Below are 15,205 nucleotides of genomic sequence, written 5' to 3' on the forward strand. Positions count from 1 at the left end.
CAGACCGTGCAGGGCCGCCAGATGGCGGGCCTCCCTCGCATCGTGCGCGGGAGGGGACGGAGCCGCCTTTCCAAGGGGGCCGGGTGGGGTGCCGCCGAACGGGGGGTTCGGCCCCCGCTACGTCTGGAGCGAGCGCGCGGCCTCCAGGAGGGGGGCCAGGGACGTGACGGTGGTCTCGCAGCCCGCCTCGCCGAGTTGCCGGGCGGCGGTGGTGTTGCGGGCGAGGCCGATGAAGCGCAGGCCGGCCTGCTGGGCGGCGGTGAGTTCGGCGACCGTGGAGCCGATGAGCACACCGGTCGCGGCGGCGCCGCCCAAGGAGTGCATCGCGCGCAGGAGGCAGTCGGGGTGCGGGGTCAGCAGGGCGAGGTCCTTGCCGCGGCCGTGGACGCCGGCCAGGGGGAGGCCGTAGGGCTCCAGGTAGCGGTGGACGGCCGGTGCGCCGACGTCCGTGACCACGCTGACGCGGCGTCCGGAGTCGTGCAGGGCGCGGACCAGCGGCACGCAGTTGTGCGTGGTCGGCGCGGCGGGGAGCGCCAGCATTTCGAGTTTCTCCAGGCGGTCCCGGAGCAGCGGGCCGAGCCGGTCGCGGGCGAACGCCCGCAGGACGTCCAGCGGATGGACGAACGTCTCCCGCCCCGCCCCCGCCACGGTGTCCTGTGGGTCGCGGTGCTCGGCGACCAGGGCGAGCAGGTCGAGGGCGGCCTCGCGCGCGCCGGTCGCGGAGAACAGGCGGGCCACCGGACCGTCGAAGCCGAGCAGTACGGTCTCGGCGTCGCCGAGGAGAGCGGACAGCGGGCGCGCCGACGGGGCCGGGCCCTGCGGTCCGGGCAGGGCCGCCCCCTCCGGGGCCAGCTGCACCGACGCCGTCACCGAAAGACCCGGCACCGGCCACCGGCGCAGCCCGGCGTTGACCGCGCGCTGGGCCGCGCCCGCCCGGCGCAGCGGATGCCGGCGGGTGATCCGGGCCGCCTCCTCCAGCAGATGCTCCAGCAGCGGCTCCGGCACCCGGGCGACCTCGCCGCGGACGAAGGCGACCGGGTCGTCCACGTGCCAGGACAGCTCGACCGCGGCGGCGAAGGCGCCCTTGCCGGAGCTCGGCAGGGAGACCCGGTGGTGGGACTGGTGCGTGGTGAGGTCCACCTCGTAGTACGTGACGTGCCGCGGCGGCCCGTCGCCGTGCGGCTGGGCGGGGTTGAGGAGGGTGAGCGGGCCGTCCGGCTGGGTGTGGACGACGGCGGTGCGGCCCGGGGCCGGTATGCCGAGCCGGCGCAGATCGTGCGTGATGAAGGGCCCCCGCACCAGGTCGCGGTCCTCGGGTTCCGGGGCCGTGGAGGGGGACAGCGGGCAGTACCAGGCGACGGGCGGGGTGTCCGTGGCGCCGCCCTGGTAGAGAGGCTGGAAGCGTTGGGGCCCTTTGGCCGCCGAGCTGCCGGCGAACTGCTCGTACACGGCCGGGGAGACGACGACCTGCAAGTCGGCGGGCACGGGCGCCGCCACCGCCGGCGGGGTGGGCCGGTCCCAGAACGTCACGGTGAGCGGCGGCGGGTCCACGAGCCCGGTCAGGACCTCGGGGAGCCAGCGCAGCACCGCGACCAGCACGGGGAGGACGTAGGTGCCGGGCTCGGTGTGGACCACGTAGCCGTTGCCGCGGACCCGGACGTCGACCTGGTGGGTGGCGAGGGCGCCGCGGGAGAGCATCTCGTGCACCGCGTACTCGAGGGTGATGCGTGCCTCGGGGTGGCCGGTGAGGTCGTCGGCCTCGAAGAGGACCGTGGGGCCGGCGCCCTCTTCGGACGACCTCCGGTCCAGTTCGGCCAGCGTGGTCTCGAGGTCCAGCCTGAGGGCGCGCAGACGGTCCCGGGTGGCCGCGGCGGCGGGGCCGGGGATGCCGTCGAGGGGGTCGCCGTACCAGAGGTCGAGGACGCGCCGGAGTTCGGCGGGCGCGCGCATCGTGTCGCCGGGAAGCTCCTCGCAATGGAGCGCGTCGACGTACACGTCCGGTACGTGCAGGGCGTAGGCACGCGGGAGAGTGACGAGCGCGCCGGGGGGCAGCACCCGTCGTAGCTCGGGAATGAGGTTCTCGATGCGGGCTTCGGCCTCGCGTTCCGCCGGTGGCTCCGCCCACAGCCCTCCGGCCAGCTCGGTGTGGGTCACACGGCGGCCGTGGTGGAGGAGCAGCATGCACAGCAGCGCCTGGGCTTCCGGCGAGGGGGGCTCGACGGGGTCCGTGCCGTCGCTGATGCGCAGCGGGCCGAGCAGTGTGAAGCCGTGCGAGGGCGGCCACGGGGCCGTCGCGGGCAGCCCGGCGGCGTATCCGGCGGCTTCGCGCATCCTGCGCCTGTCGATCCGGTCGAGCAGCTCCCTGTGCTCGCGGGGAACCGCCACGCCCGCGGCCAGTTGCTTGAGAAACCAGCGGAATTCGCTCACGTCCGACTCGGGGCCCTTGCCCCGGGACTCCTCGCCCAGCGCGACCCGGCTGATCATCACCGTGCCGTCGGGCCGCAGCAACAGGCCCGCAGGGCCGGGCTCCCCGCGCACCAGACCGTGCGCGTGGAGCGCGTCGAGACCGGCCAGGCCCTGGCACACCAGGCGGGCGAACGTCCGGAAGGAGATGCCCGAGAGGATTTCGGAGAGCGTCAGCCCGTCCACGAACTCCGTGACCAGGTAGGGCGTGTTGCCCTCCCTCCCGAAGTCGAGCACCCGCACCACATGCGGATCGTCGATCTCGGCCAGCGCGCGGGCCTCCCTCAGGAACCGCTCGTGCGGCGCCGGCTGGTCGCGATACATCTGTACGACCACCTGCTGGTCGGTGCGGACATCCACGGCCCGCACCTTCCGCCGGTCGGCCCCTCGCGGCTCGGCCAGCCGGTACCGCCCCGCGAACAGCGGATCCGGCGGCCCCTCCCCGCCCAGCCGCCGCACCGTCTCCTCGCTCACCGTCGCGAACGCCGGCCCCGAGCCGTTCCGTCCGCCGTCCGTCTCGGCCCGGAACTCCCCGGCCGCGAGCCCCGCCCGTTCGTCGATCAGACCGCCGACCCGTTCGAGGAACTCCCGGGTCCGGCCCCGGGCCGTGCGGGGCAGGGAGCGCAGCAGCAACTCCCTCACACCGGGCCGGAATTCATAGGAGCCGGGCGGGCCGGGGACAGCGGCGAGCATGCCGCTGAGGATCACCTCGGCGAGGTGCCGGGGATGCGGGTCGCGGTCCACGGTGCGCTGGACGAGGCGCATCACCGGGACCGAGGGGACCGCCAGCGCGAGATGCCCGGCGAGGCGGAAGGCCTCCGGGGACGCGGTCGCGCGGAAGCGCAGCACCAGATCCTCCGGGGACGCCGAGGCGAGGTCGGGGACCGGTTCGGCGGGTGGCGCGGGGGCGGGCGGCAGCCAGGCCGCCGCGCCCGGGGTGCGGGCGCCGCCCGGGTCGGCGACCAGGGCCGCCCAGTGGGCGAGCCAGGGGGCGCCCGGTTCCAGGACCGGCAGGGGCAGGGCCTGGCCGGGGGCGGGCGTGGCTTCGTACGGGGTGAAGTCGAGTGCCGCCGAGGGCGCCGCCGTGGCAGGGGCGGTCAGCAGGCCCGGTTCGGCGGGAAGGGCCGTGGTGGGCCAGAGGTGTTCCGGCAGGGGCTGGACCACGGCGAGCGGCAGCCGGCGGGCCCAGTGGCGCAGGGTGCGGTACCAGCGGTCGCCCGCCTCGCCCGGGCGCCACTGCGGGCCCATGCAGTCGCTGACGACGAGGGTGACCGTACGGCCGTCGTCGAGGACGGGGACCTGGCGGGCCCGGCCGTCGGGCGTGGCCGGATGCAGGGTGACCGTACGGAAGATGCCCGACTGGGCGAGGGCCGTGTGCAGTTCGCTCACCAGGGGGCGCCAGACCGGCATGGTGGGGCCGGTGTCGTGCACGAGGTTCAGCCGCAGCCAGCGGTCGGGGGCCGGGCGCAGCACCGGGAGCCACACGTCGGGGTGGGCGCCGAGGCGGGCGATCCGGTCGGCCGTCGCCCGTTCGTCCAGCACCCGCAGGTGCGGGGAGGGCACCTTGCGCTGCAGCGGGCGCAGGGCGCGCTGGAGTGCGAGGGGGTGGGGCAGCATCGGGGGCGCGGGGGCGAGGAGGGGGGATCCGCCGCCGACCGCGTCCCCCTGTGGTTGGCCCGGGGAACGTGGGGCGGGCAGGCGCAGGGGGACGCGGTCGGGTGTGGGCGCCTGGGCGTTCGGTGGTGGCTCGGAGGAACGTGGTGCTACGGGAGCGGCCGGAGGGTCGCCCTCGGGCGTGAGAGCCTCGGCCGTCGCTTGGGGCGTGGCGGGACCGACGGGCCGGGGCTCCTCCCCGGACGGCTGCCCGTCCGCCTCCAACCGGCCCGCCAGCCACAGCAGTTCCGCGAGCTCCCGGGGCGTCGGCGACGCACCCGCGGCGGACAGCGCCGCGGCCAGGCGGGCGACGGGGGACTGCCCTGCCTCGCGATCAGTGCGTGCGTGCCGAGCCCCGGCCGCGCGGCGGCTGATCGCCGAGGGGCTGCCACCGGGGGCGCCCGAGTCGGTGCCGTCGGCCGACGGCGGGGCGGCCGGGCGGACGCGGCCCGCGCCGCGAGCGTCTGCCCGGTCTGCCTGAGGGCGCTCCCGCTCGGGGTCAGAAGCCATCGCCGTCGGCCGTCGCGCTGAGGTACGGCATCAGCTGCTCGGCGAGGTCGTCGCGGGACTCGGCGTCCAGGCCGGAGACTCCGGTGAGGTAGAGGGCGTTCAGGAGCTGGTCGGTGGCCAGTTCGCCGCCGTTGGCCCGCTCGAGGAAGCGGGTGATCAGACGGTCCGCGGCGGCGTCCGGGGTGTCGAGGTGGGCGCGGACGATGTCGGTGAGCTGGTCGCGGTCGGGGCGGCGCAGCTTCAGCCGGACGCAGCGGCGCAGGAAGGCGGGCGGGAACTCGCGTTCGCCGTTGCTGGTCAGCACGACGAACGGGAAGGCCCGGCAGCGGACCCGGCCGCGGTGGACGGCGACCGGGGTGTCCGTGCCGTCGGCCAGGACCTCGGCCGCCGTGTCGTCCGAGTGACGGGCGGCGCGGACCAGTTCGGGGATCTCGTACTGGCCCTCCTCCAGGACGTTCAGCAGGTCGTTCGGCAGATCGAGGTCGCTCTTGTCGACCTCGTCGACGAGCAGGGCCCGGGGCCGGTCGTAGGGGAGCAGGGCCGTACCCAGCGGGCCCAGGCGCAGATGGTCCTCGACATCGCCGGCGGCCGGCCGGTCCTGCCCTTCCCGGCCCTGCCGCTCCCGGGCCGCGTACAGCCGGGACAGCGGGTCGTACTGGTAGAGGCCGTCGGCGAGAGAACTGCGGCTGGTGATGTTCCAGCGCAGCACCGGGCCGAGGCGCAGCTCGCGCGCCACCGCGTACGCCAGCGAGGACTTGCCGGTGCCGGGCGGGCCGGTGACGAGCAGGGGGCGGCGCAGGCAGAGCGCGGCGTTGACGAGCCGGACGCTCTCCGGGGTGGCCACATACGACTTGGCCCGGTGCACGCGGTCGGGCGAGACGGCCGTCGCGTCGTCGGTGTCGTCGGGCGGCGGCAGGGCGGGTCCGCCGTCGAAGGCGCGCCAGGGCGGTGGGAGGGGGAGGTGGTCGATGCCGTCGTGCGGCTCGTTCCTGCCGGTGTAGACCGACCAGTGCGGCATGGGGGGTGGTCTCCGCTCTCCGTTTTCGTGCTGGTGTTTCTCAAGGCGCCCCGGACCGAGTCCGGGTGGGTCAGGACACCGGCGACCCCGCGTGCGCGGCGACGACCGCGTGCGGGTCGGTGAAGACGCGTGGGTCGTCCCACAGCAGCTGGATGCCGTGGGCCCAGTGGTCCTCCTCCGCGTCGGCCTCCTCGCGCAGGGCCAGGACGTGGCGCGGGAGTTCGGCCGGCGGTACGGCCGCCACACAGGCGTCGAGCGCGTCGAGGAAGGCCTTGCCGGTGCAGCCGTCCGCTCCGGCGCACTCCTCCTGCCCCGAGTCGCAGCCGCCGCGCGACCACACGATGACCGGGGCCGGCGCGGTGAGCGAGGTGTCGAAGTGCGGTCGGGTACGGGAGGCCGCCGGGGCGGTGCCGAACCCGGCGAGGCAGGCGTCGGGCCGCCGCATCCGCATCCGCAGCCGCCCGGGCTCCTCCGGGCCGCCGCACTCCACGCGGTGCATCCGCGCGCCCGGCAGGGCGTCCAGGCGCTTCCACGCCCGGGTCAGGACATGCCGGGTGCTGGCCTTGCGCCGGGCGTGGTCGGTGACGACCAGCGGATAGACGCAGCCGAGCGGGGTCGCGTCGTCGGGGGCGCTCTCCCAGAGGTCGACGGGCCAGTCCAGCCAGTCCCGGGGCAGCGCGAACGCGACGAGCTCGTCGGCGCCGGGCGTCAGATACCGGAAGGCGGCCTCGATCCGGTCCCGCACGTAGGCGTGCAGCCGGTGCTGTTCGACCGTGCCGGAGTCCACCGGGTGCCGTCGCCCCTCGCTGTACGCGGACACCTCGACCCGGACCAGGCCGTCGCCCGCTCCGCTGTGCCCGAGTTCGACGAGGATGGGCGACCAGTCGGGCGCCGACGGCTCCACGGCCGGGGTGTGCAGCAGGGCTTCGAGCCGGTCGGCGAACCGGGACACGGTCCGCGCGGCGCCCGGGCCGTCGAGTTCGCACAGCACGAACAGGGCCGCCGACCACAGCGAGTCGAACCCCTCCTCGGGCGGCGGCGGATCGAACGGGTCGGCGGCCGCGGTGTAGAGCCGGGCCGGGTCGCAGTCCACGCCCGCCCGGGCCGCCTTCTCGACCAGGGCGCGCAGCCGGGCCCGGTCGGCGCCGGCGTGGTCCGAGGTGGGGACGAGGCTCTGCAGGTCCGGCCAGTAGCGGGCCATGACCTGAGTGGGCATCATCCGGCCGTTGCGCACGTCCCGGCTGCCGGCCGCCGCCGTGACCATGCCGACGACCTCGCCGGTCTCGGCCAGGGTGACGGCCGCCCCGCTGAAGCCGGGGGCCAGGGGCTGGCCTCCCTGGTGCCAGGCCTCCAGCTGGAGCCACTCCCGTTTGATCAACTGCGGTGCGGTGACGCGGTACTCGGCGAGGGTGCCCTCGTCGAAGCCGACCGGGAAGCCGTAGACGACGAGCTTGCGGGGGCTCGTGCCGAGTGCGGCGTCGACGGGCGCGAGCGCGGCCGGGGCGATGGGCATCTCCCGGTCCAGTTCCAGCACGGCGAGGTCACCGAGGTCGGTGCCGGCGCCGGTCCAGCCGCCGTGCGCGACGACCCGGGCGGGCACGGCAGGGGAGCCGGGCAGCTCCGTGAAGGTCACCGTCGGGCCGTCGCCGTCCTGGACGACATGGGCGCAGGTCAGCACCGTACTGGGGGTGACCAGGAAGCCCGCTCCGGCCACCTGGCCGCGTAATTCGATCCGGGCGTGCCACTCGGCGCTGTTCAGGGTGGTCTCCAGGGCGCTGTCCACGGCGCTGTTCATGACGCGGCGCCGGCCTCCTGAGCGCCGGACCCCGGAGCGGAGGGGGCTTCCGGCGCGGACGGGGACCAGGACAGCTTGACCACCAGATGGCCCTCGGCGGTCCCCTTGGCGATGAACGCGCCCGCCTCGGCGGACAGTTTCACCCCGAACTCGATCTCCACGCCGTCGGGCTTCAGCGAGCCGTCCCGGAAGACGCGCAGCGCGGACTCGGCGGCGGCCCGCACGCCGTCCAGGGCGCCCTCGAAGGTACGGGTCGCCTGGACCGCACCGTCGCCCCGGGAGACCAGGCGGGAGCCGGACCGCTCCTCCACGCCCTCGACCGCGACCACGGCACCGTCACCGGTCCTGAATTCGACCAACCCGTCCACGGCACCCCCGTCGTCCCACCGCACTGAGCATTTCCATTGTTACGGAAGGTACTTGATGTTGCGTGGGGCATCCACCGGACTCACGGACCCACCGGACTCACGGACCCACCGGACTCACGGACCCACCGGGCTTACGGACCCACCGTCCCGCGGATCACTCCCAGCTCCACCAGATCCTGCGGCCGGATGCGGAGCTGGTCCGCCGTCGGTTCCACCTCGCGCGGCGGCCGCTTGAGGATGGCCGCCGCGAGCTCCGGGGCGATCACCGAGAAGTAACTGTCGGCAGTGGCCCAGGTGTTGCCGGGCGCGGCCAGGGCCAGGGCGCCGCCGGAGCCGCCCTCGCCGATCACCAGCGTCGTCACCGGTGTACGGGCGCCCGCCACCGCGCCGAACAGGTCGGCGATCGCCGCGCCCGCGCCCTGCCGCTCCGCCTCCGCGTCGTTGGCCGCGCCCGGGGTGTCGACGAGGGTCAGCACCGGGATGCCGAGCCGGTCCGCGAGCCGGATCAGCCGGGCGGCTGTGCGGTAGCCGGCGGGCCGGGTCGCGGTCCCGGTCTGCGCCGCGTACGCGACCGTACGGCCCTGGTGTTCACCGAACCCGCACAGCATGCCGTCCGGGTCGGTGCCGCCGCAGCGGTCGCCGCTGATCGCGACCCGGTGGGTGAAGTAGGCGTCCAGACAGGCGGCGGCCCGCGGGCGCCGGGGCGAGCGGGCACGCCGTACGGCGTCCCAGCCGGTGCCGGGCAGGCCCGCGCTGCCGCCGAGCGGTTCCGGCGGCGGGGCGGGCGTGCCGGACGGGGACGTCAGCAGAGGCAGCCACCGCCCCAGCACCTCGCGCAGCTCCTCCGGCGGCACGACCGCGTCCACCGCGCCCGCCGCCAGCTGCGCCTCGGCCGTGTACGCCGCCGGGTCCGCGTCCGCCGGCCGCACCCGGGAGCCGGCGAAACCGACCTGCGCCCCGGGCAGCGCGAGGACCACGTCCGCGCCCGCGCCGAGGGTGGCCCAGCCGCCCCCGGTCGTCGGGTCGCGCACCACGGCGACCTGGGCCAGCCCGGCCTCCCGGGTGAGCGCCGACTGCCGGGCCACCCGCTGGAGCTGGGTCAGCGCGAGCATGCCCTCCTGCATCCGGCTGCCGCCGGTCGCGACCAGCGGCACGACCGGGAGACGGTGCTCACGGGCGTACGTGTACGCCGCCTCCAGCAGGTCGCCGGTGCGCTGCCCCAGGGAGCCGCCGAGGAAGCCGAACTCGAACGCGATCAGCACGGCCCGGGCACCGCCGATCCGGGCGGTGCCGCAGACCACGGACTCCTGCTCGCCGGTGCGTTCGGCGGCACGGGCGCGGGAGGCGTCGTAGCCCGGCCACGCGAGGGGGCCGTCCGGCCTGGGGTCCCTTATGGACGCGGGGAGTTCGGCGAAGGTGGAGTCGTCGGCGACGAGGGCGACGATCTCGCGAGCCGAGTGCCGGTCACTCATGGGTCAGCGCCCGCTTCATGATCTTCCCCATGTCGTTGCGGGGCAGCGCGTTCAGGTGGTGGACGACCCGAGGGCGCTTGTGCGGCGCGAGGCGCTGGGCCACATGATCGGCCAACTCCGCCAGTGCGGGCGGTGACTGGGGATCCGCGGGCACGATCCACGCCACGATCCGCTCGCCCAGGTCGGGGTCCGGCTCCCCGGTGACCGCGGCCTCCCGCACCCCGGGGTGTTCGAGGAGCGCGTTCTCGATCTCGCCGGACCCGATCTTGTAACCGCCGCTCTTGATCAGGTCGGTGGCCTTGCGGCCGACGATCCGCACATAGCCGTCGGGGTCGCGCACCGCCATGTCGCCCGTGCGGAACCAGCCGTCGGCGGTGAAGGCGGCGGCGGTGGCGTCGGGCCGGTTGAGGTACTCGGTGAACAGGTTCGGCCCGCGCACCTGGATCTCGCCGACGGTCTCCCCGTCGTACGCGCCGACCTCCGAGCCGTCCTCCTCGACCAGCCGCAGCTCCACGCCCGGCAGCGGCACGCCGACCGTGCCGGGGCGGGCCTCGCCGTCGGCGCGGACGCTGGTGTTCATCAGCGTCTCCGTCATGCCGTAGCGCTCGATCACCCGCCGTCCCGTCGCCGTCGCGATCCGCCCGTGGTCGTGCACGGGCAGCGCGGCCGAACCGGAGACCAGCAGCCGCGCCCCGGTCAGTGCCTTCACCAGCTCCGGGTCACTGGTCACCGCCTCCGCGATCCGGTGGTACATCGTCGGCACGCCGAACAGCATGGTCGCGCCGCCGGCCAGCTCGCGGGCCACGCCCTGGGTGCTGAACCGGCCCAGGTGCCGGACCGACCCGCCGCGCCGCAGCGGGCCGAGCGTGCCCAGGACCAGGCCGTGCACGTGGAACAGCGGCAGTCCGTGGACGAGGACGTCGTCGCCGCTCCACTGCCAGGCGTCGGCCAGCGCGTCCAGGGTCGAGGAGATCGCCCGGCGCGGGATGACGGCGCCCTTGGGCGGGCCGGTGGTGCCGGAGGTGTAGACGATGAGGGCCGGGTCGGCGTCGTCGGCGTGCTCCTCGGGGGCGGGGCCGCTGCCGTGCACATCGACGTCGAGGCGGGGCAGATCCCGTGCGGGGGAGGGGAGTTGGTCCTCCGGGGCCGTGAGCAGCAGGTCGGGGGCGCTGTCGGACAGGATGTGGCCGAGTTCCTTCTCGCCCGACTTGGGGTTGAGCGGTACGGCGGGGATGCCGGCCAGCAGGGCGGCGACGACGGCGACGGCGGTCTCCATCGTGGGCGTCGCCCAGACGGCGACCCGCCTGGCCTCGCCGATGCGGCCCGTCAGCGCTCCGGCCGCGGCGGCGAGTTCTCCGTACGTCAGCGAGCGCTCGCCGAACCGGAGGGCGGGCCGGTCGGCCGGGGCTTCGGTCAGGGCCGGGAAGAGAGGGGTCACGCGTCCGCTCCTTAGCTGTCTTGCCTGTCTGTCTGTTCCTGGGGCGTCGGCCGGTCATCCCCAGCCGGGGACGACCATCACCAGCCATGCCGCCGCCGGTACGACCGCCACCACGATTCCTCCGTACACCATCAGCTGCCGGAAGAAACGCTCGCGGTCCACGTCCGGCGCGGCGGCCAGGACCAGGGCGCCGTTCGTGGAGAACGGGCTCACGTCCACGACCGTCGCCGATACGGCGAGTGCGGCCACCATGCCGATCGCGCCGATCTCGCCTCGCTCCAGGAAGGGGACGGCCAGGGGGATCAGCGCGCCCATGATTCCCACGGAGGAGGCGAAGGCGGAGACCAGTGCGCCGATGTAGCAGAGCAGGAGGGCGGCGAGGAGGGGGATTCCGATGCCGCCTACGCCCTCGCCGGCCCAGGTGATGGTGCCCATTTCGTCCAGGACGCCTACGTAGGTCAGTACGCCGCAGATGAGGAGGACGGTGGGCCAGGCGATCTGGCCGGTGGCCTTGCGGCTGTCCTCCGGCCAGGCGGTGCTCAGGATGACGGCGAGGGTGATGGCGGTGAGGCCCGCGTCGAGGTCGAAGACCAGGACGGCGACGACCAGGGCCAGGAGGGAGGTGAGGGTGGCTGTGCGGGACGGGGTGAGGCGTGTGGAGTCGGCGACCGCTTCGGTGCCGGGCCGGGTGGTCACGCCAGTGGCGGTCGCGGTACCGCCGGGGGACGCCTCCGGCTTGCGGGCGCCTCCCGCGCCGGTGCCACCGGCGTCCTCCGGGCTGTCCTCGCCGCGCTCGTCCACCGCCCCCTGCGCCCACAGCTTCAGCCCCCCGAAGAGGACGAACACCACACCGGCGATGACCAGGTTGGCGGCGAGGGACGCCAAGAAGAGGACGAGTTCGTTGCCGGGGAGCTTCTCGCGTTCGACGATGCCGTTGACGATCGAGCCGTAGATGCTGATCGGGGAGAAGCCGCCGGCCTGGGCGCCGTGGACGACCATCGCGCCCATCAGCAGCGGGCTGATCCTGTAGCGCGTGGCGAAGCTCAGTGCGATCGGGGCGACGATCGCGACCGCGGCCGGGCTGACCGCGCCGATCGCCGTGAGCGCGCCGGTCAGCGCGAACATCACCCAGGGGATGAGCGCCACCCGCCCCCGCACGAGCCGGACGGCGGCGTGCACCAGCCAGTCGGTGGTGCCGTTGGCGCGGGCGATCGCGAAGAGGTACGTGACGCCGACCAGGACGACGAACAGGTCACCGGGGAAGCCGGCGAAGATGCCGTCCGCGTCGAGGCCGGCGACGAGCCCGCCGACCCCGAAGGCCGCGGTGAAGGCGAGCGCGCCCATGTTGACGGAACGGGTGGTGGCGATGACGAACACCACGACGAGGACGAGGATCGAGATGAGTTCGGGGGACATACGGGCTCCCGTCGTTGGGCCCCGGAGCGGCTGGGAGCACCTGGGAGTGGCCGAGTGGCTGAACCACTTGAGGTGCGTTGGCTGAAAGAGTGGGTGCGGTCCGGGCGCCCGTCAAGGGGTCGCGCGAGAATTGGTTCAGCCACTCGGCCACCAGGCAGGCCGGTGTTACGCTCCGGGCGAGAGGGGGACTCCGTGACCGACGCCCTGCGCCCCATGACGAAACAGCGCCTCTACGAACAGGTGCTGGAGCGGCTGCGCCAGTACGTCGCCGAGGGCGGGCTGCGCGCCGGCGACCGGCTGCCGCCCGAGCGTGATCTCGCCCAGCGGCTCGGGGTCAGCCGGGCCTCGGTGAAGCAGGCGATCGTGGTTCTGGAGGTCCAGGGCCTGGTGGAGGCCCGGCACGGGGGCGGTACGTACCTCGTGCGGGACAGTCTCGACACCGAGCCCGTCGAGCGGATGGTCGAACGCCGCAGGCGCCTCCCGGATGTCCTGGAGGCCCGGGAGGCGCTGGAGACGAAGCTCGCCGAACTGGCCGCCGAGCGGCGCACGGAGGACGACCTGGCGGCGATGCGCTCGGCGCTCGCGCACATGGCGGAGGAGATCGAGGCGGACGGTCACGGCGTGGAGGGCGACCGCCTGTTCCACGCGGCCGTGACGGCGGCGGCCCACAGCAGTCTGCTCGCCGAGTTCATGCGCTCCATCGCCGAGCAGATCGCCGAGAGCCGCACCGAGTCGCTGCGCCAGCCCGGCCGCCCGTCCCGCTCCCTCTCCCAGCACCAGGCCATCCTCGACGCGATCGCCGCGGAACAGCCCCGCCAGGCGGCCACGGCCATGCGCCGCCATGTCCGTACGGTGGCGAAGGTGCGGCTGCTGGACTGGGAGCCGGGGGAAGAGGAGTAGCGGCCCGGGGTCAGGCGGCCGCCCGCTCCACCACGTCCGCCACCACACAGCTGACGTTGTCCGGGCCGCCGGCCTTGTTCGCCGCGCCGACCAGGGCCTTGACCGTCTCGTCCGGGGTGATCCGCGAGGTGAGCAGGTCGTGTATGCGGTCCTCGGGGATCACGCCCGACAGGCCGTCGGAGCACAGCAGGTAGCGGTCGCCCGGGTGGGCGTCGTGCAGGCGGAGGTCCGGGACCACCGTGGCGCCGCCTCCCGTCAGGGCCTTCAGGAGGAAGGCGCGCTCTGGATGGGAGACGGCCTCCTCGGCGGTCAGACGTCCCTCGTCGATCATCGACTGGACGACGGTGTGGTCGTGGGTGATGAGGAACAGTTCGCCGTCGCGCAGCAGATAGGCGCGGGAGTCGCCGATGTGCACCAGGGCCAGCCGCGAGCCCGTCCACAGCAGGGCGGTCAGGGTCGTGCCGTCGTCGGCGCCGTCGGCCACGTCCTGGACGGCCTGGGCCGCGCCCCGTACCGCGTCCTCCAGGAGGTTGAGAACGCCGCCCGCCGGGATCTCGTCCGTGTCCAGGTAGCGCAGTGCCTCCACGGCGGCGCTGCTCGCGGGCGCGCCCGCCGGTCCGAAGCCGTCGGCGACGGCGAGCAGCCGGGTGCCCGCGTAGGCGGTGTCCTGGTTGGCGGGGCGGACGCGTCCGGTGTCCGAGTGGGCGGAGTAACGCAGTTCCAGCATGGCGGTGTCCTTTCCTGGCTCTCGCGAGTCCGTCGTCAGGTGATCGACCAGGAACGCGGCGAGGTCCCGCCGTACCGCCGTCTCCGCCTCGACCCGTGCCCAGTAGGCGCGGATCTCGCGGGCGGCGGCCGTCGAGTCGAGCGCGCACAGCCGGCCGACCTGGCGGATCTCGGCCAGCGGCATGCCCAGCCGCCGCAGCCACGCCACCAGCCGGGCCTGCTCCAGCTGGGCCACCGCGTAGTAGCGGTATCCGGTGTCCGGGTCCACCCGGGCGGGCCGCAGCAGGTCCAGCTCGTCGTACAGGCGCAGTGCCTTCGGCGAGAGCCGGCACGCCTTCGCGAACGCGCCGATCGTCAGCATGTCCATGCGCCCCCGCCTTCCTCGCGCTCGTCACGCTCGTCGGTTCCGCCACCGATGCTGGGGCTTCCCCAAAGGTGAAGGTCAAACAGGGTGTCGCGGTTCCGTCGAGGATTGTTAGCCTGCGCCGGACCGGGTTTCGATCGTTCGTGCGAGACATTCGTACGAGAATGGAGTCGCCGTGGCTCGCACCCCGCGCATCGCGCTCGTCACCTATGACCCCGGCGGCGAGGTGAGCAAGGACCGGGACCTGCCGGTGCTGGCGGACGCGCTGCGGGAGGCCGGGGCCGGGACCGCCGTCGTTTTCTGGGACGACCCCGACGTCGACTGGGCCGGGTTCGACCTCGTCGTCATACGGTCCACCTGGGACTACAGCTGGCGGGCCGAGGAGTTCACGGCGTGGGCCGAGCGGTGCGGGAAGGCCACGCGGCTCGCCAACCCGGTGGACATCGTGCGGTGGAACGCCGACAAGAGGTACCTGGGCCGCCTCGCGGAGGCCGGGGTGCCGGCCGTGCCCACCCGCTACTTCGCGCCCGGCGACCCCGTCGACCTGCCCGACGACCACGAGTACGTCGTAAAGCCCACCTCCGGCGCCGGCGCCCGGTACGCCGCCCGCTACCCGGCCGGTGAGCGGGACGCCGCCCTGCGCCAGGTCGAGCGGATGCACGCCGAGGGCTTCACCGTCATGCTCCAGCCCTATCTGACCAGCATCGACACACACGGCGAGCGGGCCCTGCAGTTCTACGGCGGACGTCTGCTGCACGCCAGCCGCAAGGGCGCCGTCCTCGCGCCGGGCACCCCGTACGACGCCGACAAGATCGCCCACCCGGATCTCCAGCCCTGGGAGCCGACCCCCGCCGAACGGGCCGTCGCCGAGCGGGCCCTGGCCGCCGTGCCCGGTGATCAGGAGCTGCTGTACGCGCGCGTGGACCTCGTCACCGGGCCGGACGGGGAGCCGTGCGTGATGGAACTGGAGCTGATCGAGCCGAATCTGTTCCTGTTTCTGCACCCGGATTCCGTGCCGAGGGTGGTGGAGGCGGTTCTCTCCGCCGTCGACTGATCGCGACGCGTGGGGCATACATCCCTCG

Annotated in this window: 10 protein-coding genes; 2 read left to right on the forward strand and 8 right to left on the reverse strand. The window is 74.4% G+C overall.

Going from position 1 to position 15,205, the window contains the following annotated elements:
- Nucleotides 1-117: 117 nt before the first annotated feature.
- The 7 genes from ACZ58V_RS16040 to ACZ58V_RS16070 all read right to left on the reverse strand — a co-directional run bounded on the left by ACZ58V_RS16040 (nucleotide 118) and on the right by ACZ58V_RS16070 (nucleotide 12,133).
- Nucleotides 118-4,626: an SAV_2336 N-terminal domain-related protein gene (locus ACZ58V_RS16040; RefSeq protein ID WP_471290444.1), complete on the reverse strand. Its 4,509-nt coding sequence runs from the start codon at nucleotides 4,624-4,626 to the stop codon at nucleotides 118-120.
- On the reverse strand, nucleotides 4,616-5,644 hold the full coding sequence (locus ACZ58V_RS16045; RefSeq protein ID WP_468191371.1) for an AAA family ATPase: 1,029 nt from the start codon (nucleotides 5,642-5,644) through the stop codon (nucleotides 4,616-4,618). The genes ACZ58V_RS16040 and ACZ58V_RS16045 overlap by 11 nt, the downstream gene beginning before the upstream one ends.
- Nucleotides 5,645-5,714: 70 nt before the next feature.
- Nucleotides 5,715-7,439, reverse strand: a complete 1,725-nt coding sequence (locus ACZ58V_RS16050) for a VMAP-C domain-containing protein (protein ID WP_468191369.1) — start codon at nucleotides 7,437-7,439, stop codon at nucleotides 5,715-5,717.
- Complete coding sequence (locus ACZ58V_RS16055) at nucleotides 7,436-7,807, reverse strand: CU044_2847 family protein (protein ID WP_468191366.1); 372 nt, start codon at nucleotides 7,805-7,807, stop codon at nucleotides 7,436-7,438. Before ACZ58V_RS16055 ends, ACZ58V_RS16050 begins: the two co-directional genes overlap by 4 nt.
- Nucleotides 7,808-7,938: 131 nt before the next feature.
- Nucleotides 7,939-9,279, reverse strand: coding sequence for a carboxyl transferase domain-containing protein (locus ACZ58V_RS16060; RefSeq protein ID WP_468191363.1), 1,341 nt, complete (start codon nucleotides 9,277-9,279; stop codon nucleotides 7,939-7,941).
- The gene (locus ACZ58V_RS16065; protein WP_471290445.1) at nucleotides 9,272-10,717 is read right to left on the reverse strand and encodes an acyl-CoA synthetase; all 1,446 of its coding nucleotides are present in this window, start codon (nucleotides 10,715-10,717) and stop codon (nucleotides 9,272-9,274) included. The genes ACZ58V_RS16060 and ACZ58V_RS16065 overlap by 8 nt, the downstream gene beginning before the upstream one ends.
- A 54-nt stretch (nucleotides 10,718-10,771) precedes the next feature.
- Nucleotides 10,772-12,133, reverse strand: a complete 1,362-nt coding sequence (locus ACZ58V_RS16070) for an SLC13 family permease (RefSeq protein ID WP_471290447.1) — start codon at nucleotides 12,131-12,133, stop codon at nucleotides 10,772-10,774.
- 192 nt (nucleotides 12,134-12,325) lie between these two features.
- On the opposite strand from ACZ58V_RS16070, the gene ACZ58V_RS16075 reads away from it, so the two are divergent.
- A complete protein-coding gene (locus ACZ58V_RS16075; protein ID WP_189724988.1) occupies nucleotides 12,326-13,033 on the forward strand; it encodes a FadR/GntR family transcriptional regulator in 708 nt (235 codons plus the stop codon).
- A 10-nt stretch (nucleotides 13,034-13,043) separates the two neighbouring features.
- On the opposite strand, the gene ACZ58V_RS16080 is transcribed toward ACZ58V_RS16075, so the two are convergent.
- Nucleotides 13,044-14,126 (reverse strand): MerR family transcriptional regulator, encoded by a 1,083-nt coding sequence (locus ACZ58V_RS16080; protein WP_471290449.1) that lies wholly within the window; start codon nucleotides 14,124-14,126, stop codon nucleotides 13,044-13,046.
- A gap of 172 nt (nucleotides 14,127-14,298) precedes the next feature.
- Between ACZ58V_RS16080 and ACZ58V_RS16085 the strand changes: the two genes are divergently transcribed.
- Nucleotides 14,299-15,177: an ATP-grasp domain-containing protein gene (locus ACZ58V_RS16085; RefSeq protein WP_471290451.1), complete on the forward strand. Its 879-nt coding sequence runs from the start codon at nucleotides 14,299-14,301 to the stop codon at nucleotides 15,175-15,177.
- The last annotated feature ends 28 nt before the right edge of the window (nucleotides 15,178-15,205 follow it).

It is taken from the genome of Streptomyces sp. NPDC040589, assembly GCF_055594445.1.